The 19,488-nt window shown below is 73.1% G+C and carries 22 protein-coding genes; 12 read left to right on the forward strand and 10 right to left on the reverse strand.

Annotated features, from left to right (window positions below; all coding sequences use genetic code 11):
* Nucleotides 1–68 precede the first annotated feature (68 nt).
* The 3 genes from O2W18_RS07920 to O2W18_RS07930 all read left to right on the forward strand — a co-directional run bounded on the left by O2W18_RS07920 (nucleotide 69) and on the right by O2W18_RS07930 (nucleotide 3,262).
* Nucleotides 69–1,022, forward strand: coding sequence for a DUF808 domain-containing protein (locus tag O2W18_RS07920; RefSeq protein WP_269187004.1), 954 nt, complete (start codon nucleotides 69–71; stop codon nucleotides 1,020–1,022).
* A gap of 465 nt (nucleotides 1,023–1,487) precedes the next feature.
* Nucleotides 1,488–2,285 (forward strand): cytochrome b/b6 domain-containing protein, encoded by a 798-nt coding sequence (locus tag O2W18_RS07925; RefSeq protein WP_331254066.1) that lies wholly within the window; start codon nucleotides 1,488–1,490, stop codon nucleotides 2,283–2,285.
* 224 nt (nucleotides 2,286–2,509) lie between these two features.
* Nucleotides 2,510–3,262 carry a hypothetical protein gene (locus O2W18_RS07930; RefSeq protein WP_269187006.1) on the forward strand — a complete coding sequence of 251 codons (753 nt, stop codon included), beginning with the start codon at nucleotides 2,510–2,512 and terminating at the stop codon, nucleotides 3,260–3,262.
* 29 nt (nucleotides 3,263–3,291) lie between these two features.
* Here the strand turns inward: O2W18_RS07930 and O2W18_RS07935 are convergent, their stop codons facing one another.
* Complete coding sequence (locus tag O2W18_RS07935) at nucleotides 3,292–3,918, reverse strand: DUF305 domain-containing protein (protein WP_269187007.1); 627 nt, start codon at nucleotides 3,916–3,918, stop codon at nucleotides 3,292–3,294.
* 182 nt (nucleotides 3,919–4,100) lie between these two features.
* Between O2W18_RS07935 and O2W18_RS07940 the strand changes: the two genes are divergently transcribed.
* The 3 genes from O2W18_RS07940 to O2W18_RS07950 all read left to right on the forward strand — a co-directional run bounded on the left by O2W18_RS07940 (nucleotide 4,101) and on the right by O2W18_RS07950 (nucleotide 6,185).
* Nucleotides 4,101–4,544 (forward strand): DUF6153 family protein, encoded by a 444-nt coding sequence (locus O2W18_RS07940; protein ID WP_269187008.1) that lies wholly within the window; start codon nucleotides 4,101–4,103, stop codon nucleotides 4,542–4,544.
* 84 nt (nucleotides 4,545–4,628) lie between these two features.
* Nucleotides 4,629–5,249 carry a DUF305 domain-containing protein gene (locus O2W18_RS07945; RefSeq protein WP_269187009.1) on the forward strand — a complete coding sequence of 207 codons (621 nt, stop codon included), beginning with the start codon at nucleotides 4,629–4,631 and terminating at the stop codon, nucleotides 5,247–5,249.
* A 39-nt stretch (nucleotides 5,250–5,288) separates the two neighbouring features.
* The gene (locus tag O2W18_RS07950; protein WP_269187010.1) at nucleotides 5,289–6,185 is read left to right on the forward strand and encodes a F510_1955 family glycosylhydrolase; all 897 of its coding nucleotides are present in this window, start codon (nucleotides 5,289–5,291) and stop codon (nucleotides 6,183–6,185) included.
* Between the two features lie 201 nt (nucleotides 6,186–6,386).
* Here the strand turns inward: O2W18_RS07950 and O2W18_RS07955 are convergent, their stop codons facing one another.
* Both O2W18_RS07955 and O2W18_RS07960 read right to left on the reverse strand, forming a co-directional pair.
* Complete coding sequence (locus O2W18_RS07955; RefSeq protein ID WP_269187011.1) at nucleotides 6,387–7,778, reverse strand: sensor histidine kinase; 1,392 nt, start codon at nucleotides 7,776–7,778, stop codon at nucleotides 6,387–6,389.
* The gene (locus O2W18_RS07960) at nucleotides 7,775–8,452 is read right to left on the reverse strand and encodes a response regulator transcription factor (protein WP_269187012.1); all 678 of its coding nucleotides are present in this window, start codon (nucleotides 8,450–8,452) and stop codon (nucleotides 7,775–7,777) included. The genes O2W18_RS07955 and O2W18_RS07960 overlap by 4 nt, the downstream gene beginning before the upstream one ends.
* A gap of 154 nt (nucleotides 8,453–8,606) precedes the next feature.
* Between O2W18_RS07960 and O2W18_RS07965 the strand changes: the two genes are divergently transcribed.
* On the forward strand, nucleotides 8,607–9,170 hold the full coding sequence (locus O2W18_RS07965; RefSeq protein ID WP_269187013.1) for a PepSY domain-containing protein: 564 nt from the start codon (nucleotides 8,607–8,609) through the stop codon (nucleotides 9,168–9,170).
* 100 nt (nucleotides 9,171–9,270) lie between these two features.
* On the opposite strand, the gene katG is transcribed toward O2W18_RS07965, so the two are convergent.
* The 3 genes from katG to O2W18_RS07980 all read right to left on the reverse strand — a co-directional run bounded on the left by katG (nucleotide 9,271) and on the right by O2W18_RS07980 (nucleotide 12,880).
* The gene (katG, locus tag O2W18_RS07970) at nucleotides 9,271–11,532 is read right to left on the reverse strand and encodes a catalase/peroxidase HPI (protein WP_269187014.1); all 2,262 of its coding nucleotides are present in this window, start codon (nucleotides 11,530–11,532) and stop codon (nucleotides 9,271–9,273) included.
* Nucleotides 11,529–12,005, reverse strand: a complete 477-nt coding sequence (locus tag O2W18_RS07975; protein ID WP_269187015.1) for a Fur family transcriptional regulator — start codon at nucleotides 12,003–12,005, stop codon at nucleotides 11,529–11,531. The genes katG and O2W18_RS07975 overlap by 4 nt, the downstream gene beginning before the upstream one ends.
* 227 nt (nucleotides 12,006–12,232) lie before the next feature.
* Nucleotides 12,233–12,880 carry a TetR/AcrR family transcriptional regulator gene (locus O2W18_RS07980; protein WP_269187016.1) on the reverse strand — a complete coding sequence of 216 codons (648 nt, stop codon included), beginning with the start codon at nucleotides 12,878–12,880 and terminating at the stop codon, nucleotides 12,233–12,235.
* Between the two features lie 62 nt (nucleotides 12,881–12,942).
* On the opposite strand from O2W18_RS07980, the gene O2W18_RS07985 reads away from it, so the two are divergent.
* The gene (locus O2W18_RS07985; protein WP_269187017.1) at nucleotides 12,943–13,548 is read left to right on the forward strand and encodes a class I SAM-dependent methyltransferase; all 606 of its coding nucleotides are present in this window, start codon (nucleotides 12,943–12,945) and stop codon (nucleotides 13,546–13,548) included.
* Nucleotides 13,549–13,749: 201 nt separating this feature from the next.
* Here the strand turns inward: O2W18_RS07985 and O2W18_RS07990 are convergent, their stop codons facing one another.
* The gene (locus O2W18_RS07990; protein WP_269187018.1) at nucleotides 13,750–14,256 is read right to left on the reverse strand and encodes a DUF4188 domain-containing protein; all 507 of its coding nucleotides are present in this window, start codon (nucleotides 14,254–14,256) and stop codon (nucleotides 13,750–13,752) included.
* A gap of 102 nt (nucleotides 14,257–14,358) precedes the next feature.
* On the opposite strand from O2W18_RS07990, the gene O2W18_RS07995 reads away from it, so the two are divergent.
* The 3 genes from O2W18_RS07995 to O2W18_RS08005 all read left to right on the forward strand — a co-directional run bounded on the left by O2W18_RS07995 (nucleotide 14,359) and on the right by O2W18_RS08005 (nucleotide 16,212).
* A complete protein-coding gene (locus O2W18_RS07995; RefSeq protein ID WP_269187019.1) occupies nucleotides 14,359–14,967 on the forward strand; it encodes a TetR/AcrR family transcriptional regulator in 609 nt (202 codons plus the stop codon).
* 148 nt (nucleotides 14,968–15,115) lie between these two features.
* On the forward strand, nucleotides 15,116–15,715 hold the full coding sequence (locus O2W18_RS08000) for an HhH-GPD-type base excision DNA repair protein (protein ID WP_269187020.1): 600 nt from the start codon (nucleotides 15,116–15,118) through the stop codon (nucleotides 15,713–15,715).
* 161 nt (nucleotides 15,716–15,876) lie between these two features.
* Nucleotides 15,877–16,212, forward strand: coding sequence for a DUF3099 domain-containing protein (locus O2W18_RS08005; RefSeq protein ID WP_269160713.1), 336 nt, complete (start codon nucleotides 15,877–15,879; stop codon nucleotides 16,210–16,212).
* A 1-nt stretch (nucleotide 16,213) separates the two neighbouring features.
* Here O2W18_RS08005 and O2W18_RS08010 read toward each other — a convergent pair whose 3' ends face one another.
* Nucleotides 16,214–17,098 (reverse strand): carbohydrate kinase family protein, encoded by an 885-nt coding sequence (locus tag O2W18_RS08010; protein ID WP_269187021.1) that lies wholly within the window; start codon nucleotides 17,096–17,098, stop codon nucleotides 16,214–16,216.
* 8 nt (nucleotides 17,099–17,106) lie between these two features.
* Nucleotides 17,107–18,036, reverse strand: a complete 930-nt coding sequence (locus O2W18_RS08015; RefSeq protein WP_269187022.1) for a pseudouridine-5'-phosphate glycosidase — start codon at nucleotides 18,034–18,036, stop codon at nucleotides 17,107–17,109.
* Between the two features lie 71 nt (nucleotides 18,037–18,107).
* On the opposite strand from O2W18_RS08015, the gene O2W18_RS08020 reads away from it, so the two are divergent.
* The gene (locus O2W18_RS08020) at nucleotides 18,108–18,335 is read left to right on the forward strand and encodes a DUF3039 domain-containing protein (protein WP_269187023.1); all 228 of its coding nucleotides are present in this window, start codon (nucleotides 18,108–18,110) and stop codon (nucleotides 18,333–18,335) included.
* Nucleotides 18,336–18,365: 30 nt separating this feature from the next.
* Here the strand turns inward: O2W18_RS08020 and O2W18_RS08025 are convergent, their stop codons facing one another.
* On the reverse strand, nucleotides 18,366–19,451 hold the full coding sequence (locus O2W18_RS08025; protein WP_269187024.1) for a YihY/virulence factor BrkB family protein: 1,086 nt from the start codon (nucleotides 19,449–19,451) through the stop codon (nucleotides 18,366–18,368).
* Nucleotides 19,452–19,488 lie beyond the last annotated feature (37 nt).

Below are 19,488 nucleotides of genomic sequence, written 5' to 3' on the forward strand. Positions count from 1 at the left end.
TGCCGCCGGACCAGCCACCATGACGAACCAGACGGCACGTGCGTGCTGACCGACCGGAAGGACCTCCCGTGGCGGGTGGACTCGTAGCTCTCCTCGACGACGTGGCCGTGCTGGCGCGCGCCGCGGCCGCCTCGATCGACGACATCGGGGCGGCCGCCGGGCGCGCCAGCATGAAGGCCGCCGGGGTCGTCGTGGACGACACCGCGGTCACCCCGCAGTACGTGCACGGCCTGAACGCCGACCGCGAGCTGCCGATCATCCGGAAGATCGCCCTCGGGTCGCTGCGCAACAAGCTGCTGATCATCCTGCCCGCGGTGCTGCTGCTCAGCCAGTTCCTGCCCGTCCTCCTCACCCCGATCCTGATGGTCGGTGGCGCCTACCTCTGCTACGAGGGCGCGGAGAAGATCTGGCACCGGCTGAGGCCGCACGAGGAGAGCCACGCCACGGTGGAGGACGCGCTGCCGGACGAGAAGACCATCGTGTCCGGAGCCGTCCGCACCGACTTCATCCTGTCCGCCGAGATCATGGTGATCTCGCTGAACGAGGTGGTCGACCAGGGCTTCTGGTCCCGGGCGGTCATCCTGGCGGTCGTCGCACTGGGGATCACCGTGCTGGTGTACGGCGTCGTCGGCCTCATCGTGAAGATGGACGACGTGGGGCTGCACCTGGCTCAGCGTTCCAGCAGTGGCGTGGCCCGGTTCGGCCGCGCGCTGGTCAAGGGCATGCCGAAGCTGCTCAGCGCGCTGACCGTGGTCGGGACCGCCGCGATGCTGTGGGTCGGTGGGCACATCCTGCTGGTCGGCACCGACGAGCTGGGCCTGACGTTCCTCTACGACGCCGTGCACCACCTGGAGGAGGCGGCTGCGGAGGCGGCCGGGGCCCTCGGGTCGGTCGTGGGGTGGCTGGTCAACACCCTGGGCAGCGCCCTCCTCGGGCTCGCCGTCGGCGCCTTGGTGGTGGCCGTCCTGAGCCTGACCCTGCACCGCCGCAAGGGGGCGGCGAACGAGAGCGGGACGCACTAGCCGGCTGCGCCACGCGCGTTCGACGGGTGGCTGCCGGAGTCTCGCCCACCGATCCGGCCGTTTCCGCCCGGTGGGCCTGGGTGACGCCGCGGGCGCATCCAGAGGGGGCCGCTCGTGAACCGTTCCGCCGGATCCTGGTCGACCGGCTCATCGAGCAGCAGAGCACGGCCCCGGGACTGGTCCACGGCCCCCCCCGGGCTGGTGGTCCTCCTGGTCGGCATCGCGCTGTTGAGGTCGTCCTTGCTCTGTGCAGGCCCCGACCCCGACCTCTGGAGTCACCGGAATGGACACCGCAGACCTCGGATTCCCCTCGTGGGTCCGGCTGGCACACGCCGTCCACTTCTTCTTCTTCGTCCTGCTCGTCCGGAGTGGCATCGAGATCATCGGCGCGCACCCCAAGCTGTACTGGAACGACGACTGCCGGCCCGGCCCGGGAGGGAGTGGATCCGCTTCACGCGCGAGCGGATGCCGGAGCGGGAGCTGTGGACCGCCGAGGACGAGATCCAGCCGTACTCGCCGTGGATCTCGCTGCCCGGGCGGAACAACCTGGGGCTGGGCCGGCACTGGCACTTCTGGTCGGTGACCGGGTGGATCGTGGTCGGCGCCCTCTACGTCGTCCTGCTGGTCGTGACGCCGCAGTGGCGCCGGCTGGTGCCGACGAGCTGGGAGGTCTTCCCCGACGCCTGGGCCGCACTGACCGCCTACCTCCGCCTGGAGCTGCCTGAGCACGAGGGCCTGTTCAACGGCCTCCAGCAGCTGGCCTACTTCGGCGTCGTCTTCGTCCTGGCCCCGTTCCAGATCCTCACCGGTTTCCTCATGTCCCCGGGGATCAGCGGCCGGTTCCCGTGGCTGCCGCGGTTGTTCGGTGGGCGGCAGGCGGTCCGGAGCCTGCACTTCCTGGGCCTGGTCGCCTTCGTCGCCTTCTTCCTCGTCCACGTGGCGCTCGTCGTGTGGCACGGCTTCGGCGAGGAGACGGCGCAGATCGTCCTCGGCAGCACCGGCGCCTCCGATGCGCTCGCGATCGCCGTCGTCCTGGTGGGGATCGCCGGGGTCCTGGCGTTCAACGTGTGGGCGACCCGCGCCTCCCTGCGCAGCCCGGACCGCGTCAAGGGCGCGCTCGAGGTGGGGGTGGACCCCGTCCGCCGCGGGCTCTTCCACCGGTGCGGCATCGAGTTCGTCGCGGACTTCGCCGACGTCGGGCAGGGGCAGGGCGGCTGGCGCGACGACGTCCTGCACTACCACCGCTCGGGCGGCGGGATCTAGGCCGGTGGGCCGGGACCGCTGGGTGACAGGCTCCCGGCCTGCTCCGACCATCCCCGCCGGCTGAGCCCGGCCCGGGAGGCCCCGGCGGCCGGCAGCCGCGCGGGGACGTGTGCGAGGCGCACGTCCTGCGTGCGGCACACTGCCGGCGTGCCCGAGTTCCGCGCCGTCCCCGCGGTGCCCGGACCGGGCGGGACCCGTCCGCACGTCCGAGCGAGCCGCACCCGATGCTGACCGCTGCCCAGGCGACCGGGAGCGGTGTGCCGCTCGCCGCCCTCGCGGCCGCCGGCGCATTGGTGCTGGTGCAGCTGCTCGTGCCGAGGGTGCGCCGGCGGGTGTCTCCCCGGTCGGCTCGGTTCCAGTCGCTCGCCGGCGGGCTGGCGATCGCCTACGTCTTCGCCCGCCTGCTCCCCGACCTGGCGCAACCCGCCGCCGGTGCGTCCCAGGGGCTGCTCGGGCTGCTGGCCGGTCACCCGTTCCTCGTCGCCCTGGCCGGCCTGCTGCTGTACTACGCGGTGCTCGACTGGGCCCAGGACCAGGATGCCCGGGAGCAGCGGCAGCGGGGCCGCGTGCCGACCCCGTGGCCGTTCTGGGCGAGCGGCGCGCTGTACGTGGTGTTCAACCTCGTCGTCGGCTACCTGCTGGTGCACCAGGTGCGCCCCGGGCCGACGGAGCTGGCCCTCTACACGGTCGCCCTGTCCGCCCGGTACCTCACCGGGGAGATCGCGCTACGGGATCAGGACCCGCGTGCCTACGACCGGCTGGGCCGGTGGGTCCTGGCCGCAGCTGTCCTGGCGGGGTGGGGGATCGGCGCCACGGTCGACCTGGGCGATGCGGTGGTGCGCGTCTTCTCCGCGCTGCTGGCCGGATCGATCGTCCTGACCAGCCTCAAGCAGCAGCTGCCGGGGTCGGGAGGAGCCCACTTCCCCGTGCTCGGTGGCGCGTGCATCGGCTTCACGGCCCTGCTGCTGGCCCTCTAGGCCGGTCCCGGGTCGGGCTCCAGGGCCGATCAGGGCTGGTCGGTCCCCGAGGTGGGGAGATCGGGGCAGTCGCGCAGGGCTGAGCCGTCGAACTCGGGGACGGGTCGGGCCAGTGCCTCTTCGACCGTCTCGGCCACGCCGTTCTCCTCGATGTCCTCGATCAGCCACTCCATCTCGGCGATCTCCTTCTCCTGGGCGACGATGATGTCGACGGCGAGCTGGCACACGCGGATGTCGTCGATGTCGGCGCGCTCGGAGCGGGTGATGGCCATGGAGTGGTGCGGGATCATCGCCTGCATCCAGTCCACGTCGTCCACGGTGACCTGGCTGCGGTCGAGGGCGATGCCGCCGCCCAGCAGCAGCAGGCTCACCGCCACGATCGCGATGTTGCCCTTCATGTCCTTGTACATGTTGAGCATCCAGGCCAGCATGACCAGCCCCATGGTCCCGCCCATGGTGACCGCCATGAACACGCGGCTCTCGCTGAACTGGATGTGGCTCCACTCCCAGGTGGAGGCGAACATCGTCCAGTACATGACGACCATGGCCGTGGTGATCATGGCGGCGAAGCGCAGGTACATCTTCGTCTGGTGCGACATCCCGCCGCCGTTCTCGTTCTCCTGTTCGCTGCCCTCGACGTCCTTCTGTGTCGCCATGTCCGGGTCTCCGTCCTGTCGTCGTAGGGAGGGGATCTGTACGCATGCCCGCGTGCCCGTACGGACGTCCGGGCAAACGAGCCGCCGGCAACCCTCCCGGGAGAGGGTGACGGGCCTCCGTACGGCCGTCGGCAGGCCTGATCGGCACGTGCGGCGTGGCGTCGTACCGTCAGGTGGGGGAGGTGGTCGGAGTGCCACGGGTCTGGACGGCGCTGCTGCTGCTCGCAGCCGTCTTCGGCGTGCACGGGGTGCAGTGCATGGCGGTGGACCCGGCTCTGGAGCACGCGTCCGTCGCGCACGCGCTGACCGCCTCGGTCGACGTCCCGGCGCCGGTGGGCCAGGTCGCCGTCGTCGCTGCGCTGCCCGGCCACCACTCCGCGGCCCCGCAGGGGGCTGGTGAGGCCGGTGCCACCGGCTCGCTCGACTCGTGGCACGACGGGCACGCCCTGGCTGTCTGCCTCGCCGTCCTGCTGGCGGGGCTGACGGTCGCGGGGACACTGGTCCGGCTCCGCGGCACGGTGGTCCGGCTCGTCCGCGGGTCGCTCAGCTCTCCGCGCTGGACCACCGGGTGGTCGCGGCAGCCGCGACCACCGGATCTCTCCGTGCTCTGTCTCCTGCGGATCTAGGCCGAACTGCTGCGCCCACCCCGACAGCCCACGTTGCTCCGGGGTCCTGCACGCATGCCCGAGATCCCCAGACAGGAGACCCGCATGACCCGCACCAACGCTCGACTCACCCGCCTCGCCGGTGGGCTGGCGGCCGCCGCCGTCGTCCTCGCCGGCTGCTCGGACACGATCGGCCCGTCGGCCGCCGGCGACACGTCGACCGTCGAGGACCCCGTCGCCGGGGTCGCTGCGCACAACGACGCCGATGTCGCGTTCGCCCAGGGGATGATCCCGCACCACGAAGGAGCGCTGATGATGGCCGAGGTAGCCGTCGACCGCGCCTCGGACTCCCGGGTCGTCGCCCTGGCGGAGCGCATCGAGGCAGCGCAGGGCCCGGAGATCGACCTCATGACCGGCTGGCTCGAGGACTGGGGCGAAGCCCTCCCGGAGTCCGGCCACATGGGCGGCATGGGCGGCATGGACCACGGGTCCGAGGCCATGGGCAGCGGCATGGGGATGGAGCAGATGCCCGCCGCCGGTCCGGACTTCGACCGCAGGTGGCTCGAGGCCATGGTCGAGCACCACGAGGGCGCCGTCGAGATGGCGCAGACGGAGGTCCAGCACGGTCGCGCCCCCGAGGTCGTCGACCTCGCGCGCTCGATCAGCGACACGCAGAGGCAGGAGATCGAGGAGATGGAGCAGCTGCTCACCGAGCTGGACGGCTGACCTGAGTCACCTCGTGGACCACGAAGAAGGAGCACATCTGTGACACCACCTGCCCAGCCGCACGCCGTCCTCGGCCCCCGCCGACGGGGCGCGTCCGCCGTCCTGCTGCCCGTCGCGGTGCTGCTGGCCGCCTGTACGTCGGGGACGCCGGAGTCGGGCGCGGCTCCGCCGAGTCCGGCGACGTCGACCCCGGGGATCAGCCACGTGCACGGAGTGGGGATCGACCCGGCCGACGACACCCTGTTCGTCGCGACGCACGAGGGCCTGTTCGAGGTGGCCGACGGGGGAGCGGCTGCGCTGGTCAGCCCGGTCATGGACCTGATGGGGTTCACGGTCTCCGGGCCCGGGCACTTCCTCGCCTCCGGCCATCCCGGCCTGCGCGTCGACCTCCCCCAGCCCATGGGGCTGATCGAGTCGACCGACGGCGGGCGGACCTGGAGCCCGGTGTCCCGGCAGGGCCGGTCGGACTTCCACGCCCTCACCACCAGCGCCGCCGGCGTCCTGGGCTACGACGGCACGCTCGTGCGCAGCAGCGACGGCACGACGTGGGAGGAGGTGGCCATCCCGGCCGAGCCCCACACGCTCACGGCGTCCCCGACCGGGGAACGGGTGCTCGCCACGACGGCCCAGGGGCTGCTCCGTTCCACCGACGGTGGCCGGACATGGGCCCTGGTGGACGACGCCCCGCTCCTCCAGGTGGTCGACTGGGCCGAGACGGCCGCCGAGGTCGCCGGGGTGGACCCCTCCGGGGTCGTCTGGACCAGCACCGACGGCGGCCACACCTGGGACCAGGGAGCTGCGCTGGGCTCCGCCCCGCAGGCGGTGACGCTCGCGGTCACCGGGGACGGCGTCCCGCGGGTCGTCGTGGCCACCGCCGAGGCCCTCGTCGAGTCCGTCGACGGCGGGCAGACGTTCGACGTGGTCCTGGAGTGGTGAGGGGCCGGGGCACCTGCCCGTGAACGCCCGGACGCCCCGGCCCGCACGACGCGGGCCGGGGGCGTACGGGTGGGTGGCACCGCAGGTCGGAGCGGTTCGGCTCCCCTCACCTCGACCCCGGCGGTGACGAGGTCCCGCACCGACAGCCCTGGGGCGTCATCGGCCGAGCAGACCCCGACGATGCCGCGCGGTCCGGTCCGGTCAGCCGGTGAGCGGGAGTCGGACGACCAGCCGGGCGCCCGGGGCGGCGTCCTCGACGACGACGTCGCCGCCGTGCTGCCGGACGACGTCGCGGACGATCGCCAGCCCGAGTCCGGTCCCGCCGAGGTCGCGACTGCGGGCGTCGTCGAGGCGGGTGAACCGGTCGAACACCCGTTCGCGCTGGTCGACGGGGATGCCCGGACCGTCGTCGCGGACGGTGAGCAGCGCCTGGTCGGTCGCGATCAGGGAGACGGACACGGTGGTGCGGGCATGTCTCAGCGCGTTGTCGAGCAGGTTCTGCACGACGCGCGCGAGCGCTGCCCGGTCTCCGGTGACCCGGGCAGCGGAGACCGCGGACGTGTCCACGTGCCGCATGGTGTGCCGACGGATGCGCTCCGCCGTCTCCAGCACGAGGTCGTCGAGGTCGACCTCGTCGCGGGCGAGCGGGACGCGGGCGTCGATCCGGGCGAGCCGGAGGAGGTCGTCGACCAGCCGGGACAGGCGCTGCGCGTCCTCGGTCAGCGCGGGGAGCTGCTCCCGCCACGACGGGTCGTCGTGCAGTGCGGCGACCTCCAGCTGGGTGCGCAGGGAGGCCAGCGGACTCCGGATCTCGTGGGCGGCGTCGGCGACGAACTCCCGCTGCCGTCGGGTCGCGTCCTCCGCCCGACCGAGCAGCGCGTTGAAGGTGATGGCCAGCCGGGCGAGCTCGTCGCCGCCGGCGGGGACGGCGAGCCGTCGATCGAGTGCGTCGCCGGGGATGTCGGCGGCCTCCCGACGCAGCGCCTCCACCGGGCGCAGCGCCCGCCCGGCCAGCAGCCAGGTCAGGACGGCGAGGACGGCGACCACCGCCGGTACGCCCACGGTGAGTGCCGAGGTCAGCTCCTCGACGCTGTCCTCGGCATCGTCCAGCGGCAACCCGACCTGGACGAGGACCCGCTGCCCGTCCGGTGCGCGGACCGGGAGGCTGAGCACGCGGTACGGCTCGTCCTGCTCGCCGGGCAGGGCCAGTCCGTCCAGGGTGACCGCCTCCGGGCCGGTGCCCGCCGGAGCCGTCAGCAGGGGGCGCCCACCCGGGCGTCCGACGGAGGAGGCCAGCACGGCTCGGTCCCCGTCGAGCACCTGGACGACCTCGTCGTCGTCGACGACGACGTCCGCGGTGAGCACCGACGCAGCCGACCGGCCGGAGTCGATCGCTGTGGCGACGCGCTCGGCCCGGTCGCGCGCGGCGGCGTCGACGCCCGCCACCAGCGCCGACTCCACTCGGATGACCAGCAGCACCGCGGACAGCGAGAGGGCAGCGGCGACGACCGCCACCGCCGCTGCGGTCAACCGTGCACGCAGCGAGCGTCGCCGTGCCCACCCGGCCAGGCCGGCCGTCCGTCGGACGCTCATCCGCCGGCGGTGTCGATGCGGTAGCCGACGCCGCGGACGGTCTCGATGGCCTTGCGCCCGAACGGGACGTCGATCTTCCGCCGCAGGTAGCCGATGTACACCTCGACGATGTTCGGGTCGCCGGCGAAGTTCTCGTCCCACACGTCGGTCAGCAGCTCCGACTTGGACACCGCGTCGCCTGCCCGCCTCATGAGGTGCGCCAGCAAGGCGAACTCCCGGGCGGTCAGCGCCACCTCGGTGTCCCCGCGCCACGCCTTGTGCGCGGCAGGGTCGAGGACCAGGTCCGCCACGGCCAGCTGCGCCGGTCGCTCCGGGGCAGCACGACGAGCCAGCGCACGCAGCCGGGCCACCAGCACGACGAAGGAGAAGGGCTTCGTCAGGTAGTCGTCGGCGCCCAGGTCGAGCGCATCGGCGATGTCGTACTCGCCGTCCTTCGCGGTGAGCATCAGCACCGGTGTCCACACCTGGCGTGCCCGCAGCTCACGCAGCACGTCGTACCCGGAACGACCCGGCAGCATGATGTCCAGCACGATCGCCGCGTGGCCGCCGCTCAGCGCGCGCTCCAGACCCGTCACCCCGTCGCCGGCGACATCGACGCCGAATCCCTCGGCGCGCAGCCCCCGGGCCACGGCGGCCGCCAGGTTCACCTCGTCCTCCACCACCAGTACCCGCACGTCCACCCTCCTCGCCGGCTGGTCCCTGTTCTGCCACGTCGGTGCTGAGAACCAGCTGAGAGGGCTGGTCCGCTCTCAGGGTCGCCTCAGCTGGTCCGGTCGACACTCGGGCCATGCCCCCGAGGAGGGGCTGCCACAGACCCCAGGAGGAGACATGAAGAACAGCACCCGGTGGATCATCGGCGGCGGCGCAGGCCTGGCGCTGCTGGTCGGCGGCGGCGGCGTCGCCCTGGCCGTCGACGCCGGCGACGGGGACGACCGCCCGGACGTCGCCCTCACCGGCGACGCCCTCGAGCAGGCCAGTGAGGCAGCGCTCGCCCACGTCGGCGGAGGTGCGGTCACCGACAGCGAGGTCGGTGACGAGGAGGGCCACTACGAGGTCGAGGTCACCCTCGGGGACGGCGGAGAGGTCGACGTCCACCTCGACGAGGACTTCACCGTGCTCGGCGACGAGCGCGACGGCGACGAGCGCGACGGCGATGAGGCCGATGGCGACGACTCCGCTGAGCAGGACGAGCAGGTCACCGGCCGCGATCGTGACGAGGCCGCCGCTGCTGCCCTGGAGGCGGCCGGTGGCGGCACGGTCACCGAGGTCGAGATCGCCGACGACGGCGACGCCGCTTACGAGGCCGAGGTGCAGCTCGACGACGGCACGGTCGCCGAGGTGGCCCTCGACCGGGACCTCACCGTCACCGCCGTCGAGAACGACGACGACTGACGTCCGTGGCTCGCGGGGCCGAGCTGACCGAGATCGGCCCCGCACCTGCGCGGACGCCCCGGCCCGCACGAGGCGGACCGGGGCGGCCGGGTGGGGATGACTACCGCAGGTCGTAGCGGTCGAGCTCCATGACCTTCACCCAGGCAGCGGCGAAGTCCTGGGCGAACTTCTCCTGCATGTCGTCGCCCGAGTAGACCTCGACGATGCCGCGCAGGATGGAGTTGGAGTTGAGCACCAGGTCCACAGCGGTCGCCGTGCGGACGACGTTCCCGTCGGCGTCCAGGCCCTCGTAGACGTCCTCGTCGGCCACCGAGGTGCGCCACTGGACGCCCAGGTCCAGCAGGTTGCGGAAGAAGTCCTGCGACAGGACGCCCGGCCGGTCGGTGAAGACGCCGTGCTGCACACCGCCGGTGTTGGCCCCGAGCACCCGCAGGCCGCCGAGGAGCACCACCATCTCCCGCGCGGTCAGCTCGAGCATGTAGGCGCGGTCGATCAGCAGCGTCTCCGGCTGGAGCTTGCTGCCGGGCTGGAGGTGGTTGCGGAAGCCGTCGGCCCGTGGCTCCAGCCAGCGGAAGTTCTCGACGTCGGTCTGCTCCTGGCTGGCGTCGGTGCGACCCGGGGAGAACGGGACGGTGAGCCGCACGCCGGCGTCGGCCGCGGCCTTCTCCACCGCCGCGGTGCCACCGAGCACGATCAGGTCGGCCAGCGAGACCCGCTTGCCGGTCTGCTGCTCGAAGTCGCTCTTCACCTGCTCCAGCACCGGCAGCACGTCGGTGACGCCCTGGTTGGCGGCCCAGTTGACCTGCGGCTCCAGGCGGAGCCGCGCACCGTTGGCCCCACCGCGCTTGTCGGTGCCGCGGTAGGACGCCGCCGCCGACCAGGAGGTGTGCACCAGTTGCGACACGGTCAGCCCCGAGGCGAGCAGGCGGGCCTTGAGGTCGGCGATCTCGGTCTCGCCCACGAGCTCGTGGTCGACGGCCGGGACCGGGTCCTGCCAGATGAGCTCCTCGGCCGGCACGTCGGGGCCGACGTAGCGGCTCTTCGGGCCCATGTCGCGGTGCAGCAGCTTGAACCAGGCCCGGGCGTAGGCGTCGGCGAAGTGCTCCGGGTCGGCGTAGAACCGCTCGGAGATCTCGCGGAACCCGGGGTCGGCCATGAGAGCGAGGTCGGTGGTCGCCATCATCGGAGCAGACTTCTTGCCCTCGATGTGCGCGTCGGGGACGAGCTCCTGCGCCTCGGGGTTCTTCGGCTTCCACTGCTTGGCGCCGGCCGGGCTCTCGGTGAGCTCCCAGTCGTAGCTGAACAGCATCTCGAAGTAGGTGTTGTCCCACGTCGTCGGCGTCGGGGTCCACGCACCCTCGAGGCCGCTGGTGATGGTGTCGGCGCCCTTGCCGGTGCCGTACTGGCTGACCCAGCCGATGCCGTTGCCGTGCACCGGGCAGCCCTCGGGCTCCGGGCCGACCAGCTCGGGGTTGCCCGCGCCGTGCGTCTTGCCGAAGGTGTGGCCGCCGGCGATCAGCGCGACGGTCTCCTCGTCGTTCATGCCCATCCGGCTGAAGGTGACGCGGATGTCGTGGGCGGACGCCAGCGGGTCCGGCTTGCCCTGCGGACCCTCCGGGTTGACGTAGATCAAGCCCATGGTGACGGCGGCGAGGTGGCCGTCGTCCAGGTCCAGCGGGGCGTTGTCGGCGTAGCGCTCGTCGCCGAGCCAGGTGTCCTCCGGGCCCCAGAAGACCTCACCGGGCTGCCAGTTGTCGGCGCGGCCGAAGGCGAAGCCGAAGGTCTTCAGCCCCATGTCGTCGTGCGCGACGTTGCCGGCGAGCACCAGCAGGTCGGCCCAGGAGAGCGTGCGGCCGTACTTCTGCTTGACCGGCAGCAGCAGCCGGCGGGCCTTGTCCAGGTTGGCGTTGTCCGGCCAGCTGTTCAGCGGGGCGAAGCGCTGCCCGCCCTCGCCACCGCCACCGCGGCCGTCGGCGATGCGGTAGGTGCCGGCGGCGTGCCAGGACATCCGGATGAACAGCGGGCCGTAGTGGCCCCAGTCCGCCGGCCACCAGTCCTGCGAGGTGCGCATGACCTCGACGACGTCGCGCTTGACCGCCTCGACGTCGAGCGTGGCGACGGCGGCCTTGTAGTCGAAGTCCAGGCCCAGCGGGTCGGAGTCCTTGGACGTCTTGTTCAGCACCTGGACGTCGACCTGGTTGGGCCACCAGTCGCGGCTGGTGCGGGGGCGCCCGTTGGTGACCGGCTCCGGCGCCTTGATCGCCGGGTTCTCGCTCTCGCTGGTGCTCTCCGACTGGGTCTTGGCGACCTCGGTCTTGTCGTGGTCGGCCGTGCTGATCTGGGACTTGTCGTACTCGGTCACGGGTTGCCTCTCTCTGCGGGACGGTCGGTGGTGGACGGGGCGGCCGATGCGGTGGCGCAGGAGCGGCACCGGCCCCAGTAGATGACCTCGGCTTCGTCGACGACGAAGTCGGGTGGGGCGTCACCGGACGGCGTGAGGCACGGCGCCGCACCGGTGGCGCAGTCGACGTCGGCGATCACCCCGCAGTCCCGGCAGACCAGGTGGTGGTGGTTGTCGCCGACGCGCGCCTCGTAGCGGGCGACCGATCCCTGTGGCTGGATGCGCCGGACGAGGCCGCGGTCGGTGAGCACCCGCAGGACGTCGTAGACCGCCTGGTGGGACACCGCGTCCAGGCGGGTGCGCGCGGCGTCGATGAGGGCGTCGGTGTCCAGGTGCGGGTGGGCGTGCACGGCGTCCAGGACTGCCAGACGCGGGCGGGTGACCCGGAGACCGACGGCGCGCAGGTCTCGTTCGAGCGGGGCGGCGTCGGGCACGAGGCGATCCTGGCCTGCCTTCCTTGAACAAGTCAAGAAACGCCGCATCCGGGTGTGGCGCTGAGCGGGCGCGCACGGTCACGCCTCGAGCAGGCCGACCTCGTGGGCGGGGCTCGCCCGCCTGCGTCCGGTCGGTCAGCTCCGGCTTGGCCCGTGGTGGTGATGGCCGAGAACGGCGCGACGACGACGCCGGTGCTGGTGATCGCCGGCCGCCCGTTGCCGGGGCCTCAGGCCAGCAGGCTGTCCTCCAGGGTGGTCCGCAGCCAGCGTTCGTACCGGTCCGGTGGCCAGCCGCAGTCGACCCGGAACATGTGGTGCAGCTCGGGGCTGGTGAGCGTCCACAGGACGGCGGCTGCCTCCTCGACCGGCATCCCGTCCCGCAGGGGGCTGTTCGACGCGATCCAGCCCGCGATGGTCGTCATGGCCTGTCGCCGCTGGCGTTGGTGCAGGTCCACCCGCAGCGCGGCGACGTCGTCGTCGACGGCCGCCGCGCTGCGCAGCATGGCGTCGACCGGGGCGATCCGTTCGAGCTGGCCCAGGATGCCGTGGGCGAACAGCGCGATCTGCCGGCGCGGGTCGGTCTCGGCCCGCATCGTCTGGGGATCAGGCCGCTCCAGCAGGGGGACGTCGGCGTCGTCGCCACCGATCACGGTGTCCATCGCCGCTTGCAGCAGCCCGCGCTTGCTCCCGAACAGGTGGAAGACCGTGTCGACCGACACCTCGGCCCCGGCGGCCACCGCGGCGAGGGTCGTGCCGGCGTAGCCCCGGGCGAGGAAGAGCTCGATGGCCACCGCGATCACCCGGCGACGGGTGCCCCTCGCCCGCTCGGCCCGAAGTGGAGAGCTGTAGGACCGCCGGTTGACAGGCTGCGGCATGGCGAGCACGCTACCTGCATTCGTCCTAGTGCAACTAGGACCGAAATGATGAGAGGTGCCGCATGAGCACCGGATACGCCCTCGCCTACCGCCTCGGCATCACCCCCTGGGAACGCGCGGGACGGGGCGCCGCAGCCCAGTTCACCGCGCTGGTGCACCGCGAGGAGGCCGAGCGGACCCCGCCGTACGGGCCCGCGCTGGACCTCGGCTGCGGGACCGGCACCCACTCCCGCCAGCTCGCCCAGCGCGGGTGGCGGGTGACCGGGGTCGATGCGGTGGGTGCCGCAGTCCGCCAGGCCCGGGCCAGTGCTGCGGAGGACGGGCTGGACGTCAGGTTCCTCGAGGGCGACGTCACCGACCTCCATCCGGACGAGGTGGGCGAGGTTGCCTTCTTCCTCGACGTCGGGTGCTTCCACGGCTTGACGGACGGCCAGCGGACGGCGATGGGGCAGGGGGTCACCGCCGTCGCCACCCGCGACGCCACGCTGCTGCTGCTGGCCTTCCGGCCCGGCCGGCGCCCGCTCCTGCCACGCGGTGCCGGCCGGGGTGACCTCGAGACGGCCTTTCCCGGCTGGACCTTCACGGACGAGGAGCCCGCCGACGTGACCGGGATGCCCGGCCCGCTCAAGCGGACCGCGCCGCACTGGTACCGCCTGCGGCGGACCTGACCAGGCGCGCCGGCCGCGCTGCTCGCGCCCCGAGTCGTCGGCGGCAGCTCGGAGCGAGGTCCTCGACAGCCGGGACTCTCCGGGGCGGGTGGGCGTCACCGTTCGAGGTGCCGCAGGCCCGCCGGTCGATCGGGCCCGGCCGTGGGAGCTCCTCTCGAGCCGGCGCTCCGGGGTCCGCCTGTGGTTCTCATGGCTCGCCGGTCAGTAGGGCGCGACGGCGGGGACGTCGGGCACCGATGGGTCCAGCCGGTGGGCCGCGCGCTGTCCGCGGTCGGCCAGAGGCGCCAGGCTGGTCGCGCCGCCGAGACCGAAGTCGGCTGGCATGTTGACGTAGACGGTCTCGTGGCGGTCCAGGACGTAGGTCTCGTGGAAGATGCCGACGTCGCCGTTGTCTCGGACCCGCCGGTTGAACTCCCGCCAGGCGGGCAGATGGGCCTGGTCCCGAGCGCGGGCGTAGCGGTCGAGGTCTTCGGCGCTGCGCCAGTACTGGACGGTGAGCACGGTGCGCCCGCTGATGTAGGTGCGGTGGGCGAGAAGGCCGAGGTCGGGGTGCGCGACCAGTTCCTGGAGCATTCGGGGCATCGCCGTGGCGACCGGGAGCCACTGCCGGATCCTCCACGGTCGGTTGATCCGCATGCCGATGAGGAAGGCGACCGTCCCGGGCGGTGCGTCCGCGGTCATCCGGCCGGCGAGTGGTGTCCTGCTCATCGCGGTTCTCCTGTCGTTGGCGCCTCGGGCGGACGGGGGGTGCCACACGATGTGGACACCGGCAACATGGACACCACAGCACGGGAGGTGGACACTGTCAACATGCTCGAAGGGCCCGGCGCCGCACGTCGCTACCACCACGGCAACCTGCGGGCCGCGCTGATCGACACCGCCGTCGACCAGGCGCGCGCCGGAGGTGCCGACGCCGTCGTGCTGCGCGACGCCGCCCGCCGCACCGGGGTCTCGCACAACGCGGCGTACCGCCACTTCGCCGACCGGGACGACCTGCTCGCGGAGGTCGCCGAGCGAGGCATGGCCGACCTGGAGCAGAGGATGCGCGACCGGCTGGCCGACCTTCCCCACGACGACGGCGGTGCGCCGGCTTCCGCGCGGCTGCGTGCGGTGGGCCGGGAGTACGTGCGGTTCGCGCTCGCCGAGCCGGGGCTGTTCGCCACGGCCTTCGCCTGCGCCCGGCCGGAGGACGGCGCGCCGGGGGAGGGCCCCTACGGAGTGCTCTCCACCGTGCTCGACGAACTGGTCGCGACCGGTGTGCTGCCCGCCGCGCGACGTCCCGGCGCCGACGTCACCTGCTGGGCGGCAGTGCACGGGTTCGCTCTGCTCTGCCTGCAGGGCCCGCTGGGAGAGTTGACCGAGCGGGAGCGGGAGGCGCAGTTGGACGGCCTGCTCGAGCGGTTGTCGCGGGGGCTCTAGGCGGGCGGGACACCTGCCAGTCGAGAAGGGTGCGGCCAGCGCCGACTGCCGTCACGTCCCGCTGGGGTCCGTCGAGCGCGCCGTCCATCGACGGACCGCGGTGCGGCAGCCGATCGCACCCGGACCGGGGTACGGCACCATCTCAGGCGTGCCGACGATCCGGATCGCCCAGGACGACGCCTCCGACGAGCTGCTCAGCCGCGACCCGCTCGCGCTGCTGATCGGCATGCTGCTGGACCAGCAGTTCCCGATGGAGCGGGCCTTCGCCGGGCCGCGGCTGCTGGCCGACCGGATGGGCGTGCAGACGCTGTCGGCGCTGCAGCTCGCCGAGTGCGACCCCGAGGTGCTCCAGCGGCACTTCGCCGGCCCGCCGGCGGTGCACCGCTACCCCGGGTCGATGGCCGGCCGCACCCAGGAGCTCGCCCGGGCGCTGGTCGAGCGGTACGACGGCCGGGCCGACGCCGTGTGGGCCGACGTCCCGGACGGCGCCACCCTGCTCCGCCGGTTGCGGGAGCTGCCCGGGTTCGGCGCCCAGAAGGCAGCGATCTTCCTGGCGCTGCTGGGCAAGCAGTGCGGCGTCACCCCGCCGGGCTGGCGGGAGGCCGCCGGCGACTACGGCCAGGAGGGGTCGCGCCGGTCGGTCGCCGACATCACCGACCCGGTGTCGCTGGCCGAGGTGCGCAGCGTCAAGCAGGCCGCCAAACAGGCCGCGAAGGAGGCCCGCGGCGCGAAGGCCAGCAGCGACTGAGGCGCCGCACGGACGGCTCGCCGGACCGCTGCATCGCACACGATCGAGTGGCACCATGGGTCGCAGGAGCCGGGGGCTCCGGGGGCCGGTCGAAACACCCAGACGCGCGATCCAGCCGACCACCGCCGCCCTTCCCCCGGCCGGTCCAGGGAAGGGCGTCCGTGGCCTCCAGCCAGTCCAGCAGCCGCAACGAGCCGGTCCTCATCACCGAGGCCGAGCCCAGCCAGGTCGACCAGCACGCCGCTCGCAAGAAGCGCTACGCGATCACGATGGCCATCCGTGGCATCAGCCTCGTCCTCGCCGCGATGACGTACACGTACTCCATCTGGCTGATGGCGGTCTTCGCCGTCCTCGGCACGGTGCTGCCGTGGGTGGCCGTGGTCATGGCCAACGACCGGCCGCCGCGCAAGAAGATCGACATGAACCGCTACCGGCCGCCGGCGCCCGATCGGATCCTGGAGTCCGGCAGCAGCAAGGCCCGCGTCATCGACATGTGAGTCAGCGGGCGCCGGGCCGTCCCACCACGGTGGCGGCCCGGGCCAGGCCCGCCTCCAGGGCGACTGCCGGGTCGGGAGCCCCGCCCGCGGCCGTCCACGCCGCGAGCACCCCGGCGGTGAGGGCGTCACCGGCGCCCGTGGTGTCCACGACCGTCACCGCGTGCGCCGGCCGGTGCACCAGCAGCTCGCCGGCCGCCCACAGCGCACCGTCGGCCCCCAGGCTGACGACGACCACCGGGTACCGGGCCGCCAGCTCCCGCGCAGCCGCCTCCGGATCCGTGCACCCGGTCAGCAGGCGGGCCTCCGCGGCGTTGGGCAGCAGCAGCGTCACCGTCGCGGTGTCGGTGAGCCACCGGTCGACCCCGTAGCCGGTCAGCGGGCCGGTCGAGGCCGGGTCGACCGAGGTCGTGCAGCCGGCGAGCTGCGCCGCCGCCAGCGCCGCCAGCCCGGCGGCGCGCGGAGCGGCGTCCAGCAGCGTGTACCCCGACAGGTGCAGGTGCCCGCCCCGTGCGGGGACGGGCACGTCGGCGGGCCGCAGCGCCAGGTTGGCGCCGCGATCGGCCAGCATGCTCCGTTCTCCGCCCGGCTCGACCAGGCTGATGATCGTCCCGGTCGACGCCGCGTCCACCGCACGCACCGCGAGGTCCACTCCCGACGCCGCCAGCTCCCGGCACAGCGACTCCCCGGCGACGTCGGTGCCCACGCAGCCGGCGAGCAGCACCGGCGTGCCGAGCGCCGCCAGGTGCGCGGACACGTTGGCCGCGGCACCGCCGCCCCGCGTGGCGATCGACGCCGGCCGGTCCGATCCGGGCGCCGGTGCACCGGCCAGGAGGACGACGACGTCGGTGCAGATGTCGCCCACGACGACGACCGGGGGAGCCGTCACGGCCCGGGTCAGCGGGGGAGCGCGGCGAGCTCGGCCGCGATCTGCCCAGCCAGTTCGGCGTTGCGCAGCACCAGCCGCACGTTGACCTCCAGGCTCGCGCCGCCGCTGGCCGCGTGCAGGTGCCCCAGGACGAAGGGGGTGACGTCCTTGCCGCGCGCCCCGGCGGCGTCCGCCGCGGCCAGCGCCTCGGCGATCACCCGGTCGTGCAGCTCGGCGTCCAGTTGCTCCTCGACCGGGAGCGGGTTGGCCACCACCACCGCGCCGGGCGCGAGCCCGCGGCGGGCGGCGAACACCCGGGCCGCCTCGCCCGCGGTGCCCACCGACCAGTCGACCGGGGAGCCGGAGTCGGCGACGTAGAAGCCGGGGAAGCGGTTCGTCCGCCACCCGACGACGGTCACCGAGAGCGACTCCAGCCGCTCCAGCGTCGCCGGGACGTCGAGGATCGACTTGACCCCGGCGCAGACCACGACGAGCGAGGTGCGGGCCAGCGCCACCAGGTCCGCGGACTCGTCGAAGGTGTCTGCGGCGTGCCGGTGCACCCCGCCGAGCCCGCCGGTGGCGAAGACGCCGATGCCGGCCCGGGCGGCGAGCAGGGCGGTGCTGGAGACGGTGGTGGCGCCGCTGCGTCCCAGCGCCATCGCGACCGGCAGGTCGCGGACGCCGAGCTTGGCGAGCTCGGGGTCGGCGCACACCCGGTCCACCTCCGCCGAGGTCAGCCCGACATGGGGCACGCCGTCCAGCACGGCGATGGTGGCCGGGACGGCCCCGCCGACGCGGACGGCCTCCTCGACCCGGTCGGCCGCCGCCCGGTTCTCCGGGCGGGGCAGGCCGTGCGCCAGCAGCGTGCTCTCCAGCGCCACCACCGGCCGGCCGGCGGAGAGCGCATCGGCCACCTCGGGGGAGAGGACGGACGGACTGATGGGGGAGGCGGTCGGCACCCTGCCATCATGGTGGGCAGTCCGTCACGGGCCGGATCCCGGCCCGGAACCGAGAACTGAGGGAGCAGCTCATGAGCAGCGCCGACATCCTCGAGCGCCCGGACGTCCGCGAGTCCGACACCGGCAGCGCCAACGAGGTCTTCCACTACGTCAAGAAGAACAGGATCGCCGAGAGCGCGGTCATGGGGACGATGGTCGAGGCGTTGTGCGGCGAGGTGTTCCCGGTGACCAAGACCCCTAAGCCCGGCAGCCCGGTGTGCCCGGCCTGCAAGGAGGTCTACAACCAGCTCAAGAAGTAGCAGGAGGGCCGTGCTGCGCGGACCGACCCGCTACCGCAGGCCGAGCTTCTGCGCCTCGAGCTCGATCTTCGCCGCCCGCCGGCGCTGCCGACGCTGGTCGTGCCGGGGGCGCGGGGCCGGCCACCACGCCTCGATGGTGGCGTTCAGCTCGGCGCCCAGGAGCAGGGACATCCCGAGCAGGAAGCAGAACAGCAGCGCGGCGATCGGCGCGGCCAGCGCACCGTAGGGCAGGGCCACGGTGAGGATGTCGGCCACGTAGCTGCGCAGCAGCACGGCCGCGCCCATGAAGAAGGCGACCGCGAAGCACCCGCCGAGCAGGTGTCGGGTCCAGGGCAGCCGCCGCGGCAGGATCACGTGGTAGAAGCTGGTCAGCCCCAGGACCAGGGCGATGACCACCAACGGCCAGTACACGGCGTTGACCAGCAGCGTGGCGGTGTCCTGCCACTCGGCGGGCATGAGCTCGACCAGCGTCCCGCGGCCGAGCACCAGCAGCGGCAACGTCAGCACGGCCAGCACCAGCCCGACGATGAACAGCCACAGCGCCATGAGCCGGGTCCTGATCGGGCCCCGCACGTCCCGCTGGTCGTAGGCGATGACGACGGTGTTGAGGAACGTCGCCGTGGCCGAGGACCCAGCCCACAGCGAGATCATGAAGCCGATGCTCACGATCTCCAGCCGGCCGGAGCTGAGGATGTCGTCCAGCGTCGGCTGGACCAGGTCGCTCACCACGGTGGGGGTCAGCGCTTCCGAGGAGGCGCTGACCAGCTCCTCCCGGATCTGGTCCACCGCGTCCTTGCCGATCCAGGAGCTGAGGTAGCCCAGGGAGCCCAGCAGCCCGATGAGCAGCGGGGGGACCGAGAGGATCTGCCAGAACGCCGCCTCCGCCGACAGCCCCAGGATCCGGTCGTTCCAGGCCTTGGTCAGCGTGCGGCCGAGCACCTGCAGCGGGATCCGCAGGGGCGTCGGCAGCCGGCCGACCGGCCCACGGCGGGGTGGCTCTGCAGCGGGCCGGGACTCCTGCTCGGTGGGCTCGTCGGTCGCCGAGGCCGGCTCGGCGGCGTCGGCCTCCAGCTCACCGGCGCGCTCGGGTGAGCTGCGACGGACGACGGAGGCCACGGGTCCAGTGTGCACGGCCGAGGTCACCCGGATCCGT

The organism is Modestobacter sp. VKM Ac-2983, from assembly GCF_026967885.1.
In the GTDB taxonomy this organism is placed as follows: Bacteria; Actinomycetota; Actinomycetes; order Mycobacteriales; family Geodermatophilaceae; genus Modestobacter.

What these genes read in the sequence shown, in the direction of transcription:
- O2W18_RS07925 (WP_331254066.1), top strand. Translation starts at nt 1,488, where the DNA reads ATGCCGGAGCGGGAGCTGTGGACCGCCGAGGACGAGATCCAGCCGTAC.
- O2W18_RS07930 (WP_269187006.1), top strand. Translation starts at nt 2,510, where the DNA reads ATGCTGACCGCTGCCCAGGCGACCGGGAGCGGTGTGCCGCTCGCCGCC.
- O2W18_RS07935 (WP_269187007.1), bottom strand. Translation starts at nt 3,918, where the DNA reads ATGGCGACACAGAAGGACGTCGAGGGCAGCGAACAGGAGAACGAGAAC.
- O2W18_RS07945 (WP_269187009.1), top strand. Translation starts at nt 4,629, where the DNA reads ATGACCCGCACCAACGCTCGACTCACCCGCCTCGCCGGTGGGCTGGCG.
- O2W18_RS07955 (WP_269187011.1), bottom strand. Translation starts at nt 7,778, where the DNA reads ATGAGCGTCCGACGGACGGCCGGCCTGGCCGGGTGGGCACGGCGACGC.
- O2W18_RS07965 (WP_269187013.1), top strand. Translation starts at nt 8,607, where the DNA reads ATGAAGAACAGCACCCGGTGGATCATCGGCGGCGGCGCAGGCCTGGCG.
- O2W18_RS07980 (WP_269187016.1), bottom strand. Translation starts at nt 12,880, where the DNA reads ATGCCGCAGCCTGTCAACCGGCGGTCCTACAGCTCTCCACTTCGGGCC.
- O2W18_RS07985 (WP_269187017.1), top strand. Translation starts at nt 12,943, where the DNA reads ATGAGCACCGGATACGCCCTCGCCTACCGCCTCGGCATCACCCCCTGG.
- O2W18_RS07990 (WP_269187018.1), bottom strand. Translation starts at nt 14,256, where the DNA reads ATGAGCAGGACACCACTCGCCGGCCGGATGACCGCGGACGCACCGCCC.
- O2W18_RS07995 (WP_269187019.1), top strand. Translation starts at nt 14,359, where the DNA reads ATGCTCGAAGGGCCCGGCGCCGCACGTCGCTACCACCACGGCAACCTG.
- O2W18_RS08020 (WP_269187023.1), top strand. Translation starts at nt 18,108, where the DNA reads ATGAGCAGCGCCGACATCCTCGAGCGCCCGGACGTCCGCGAGTCCGAC.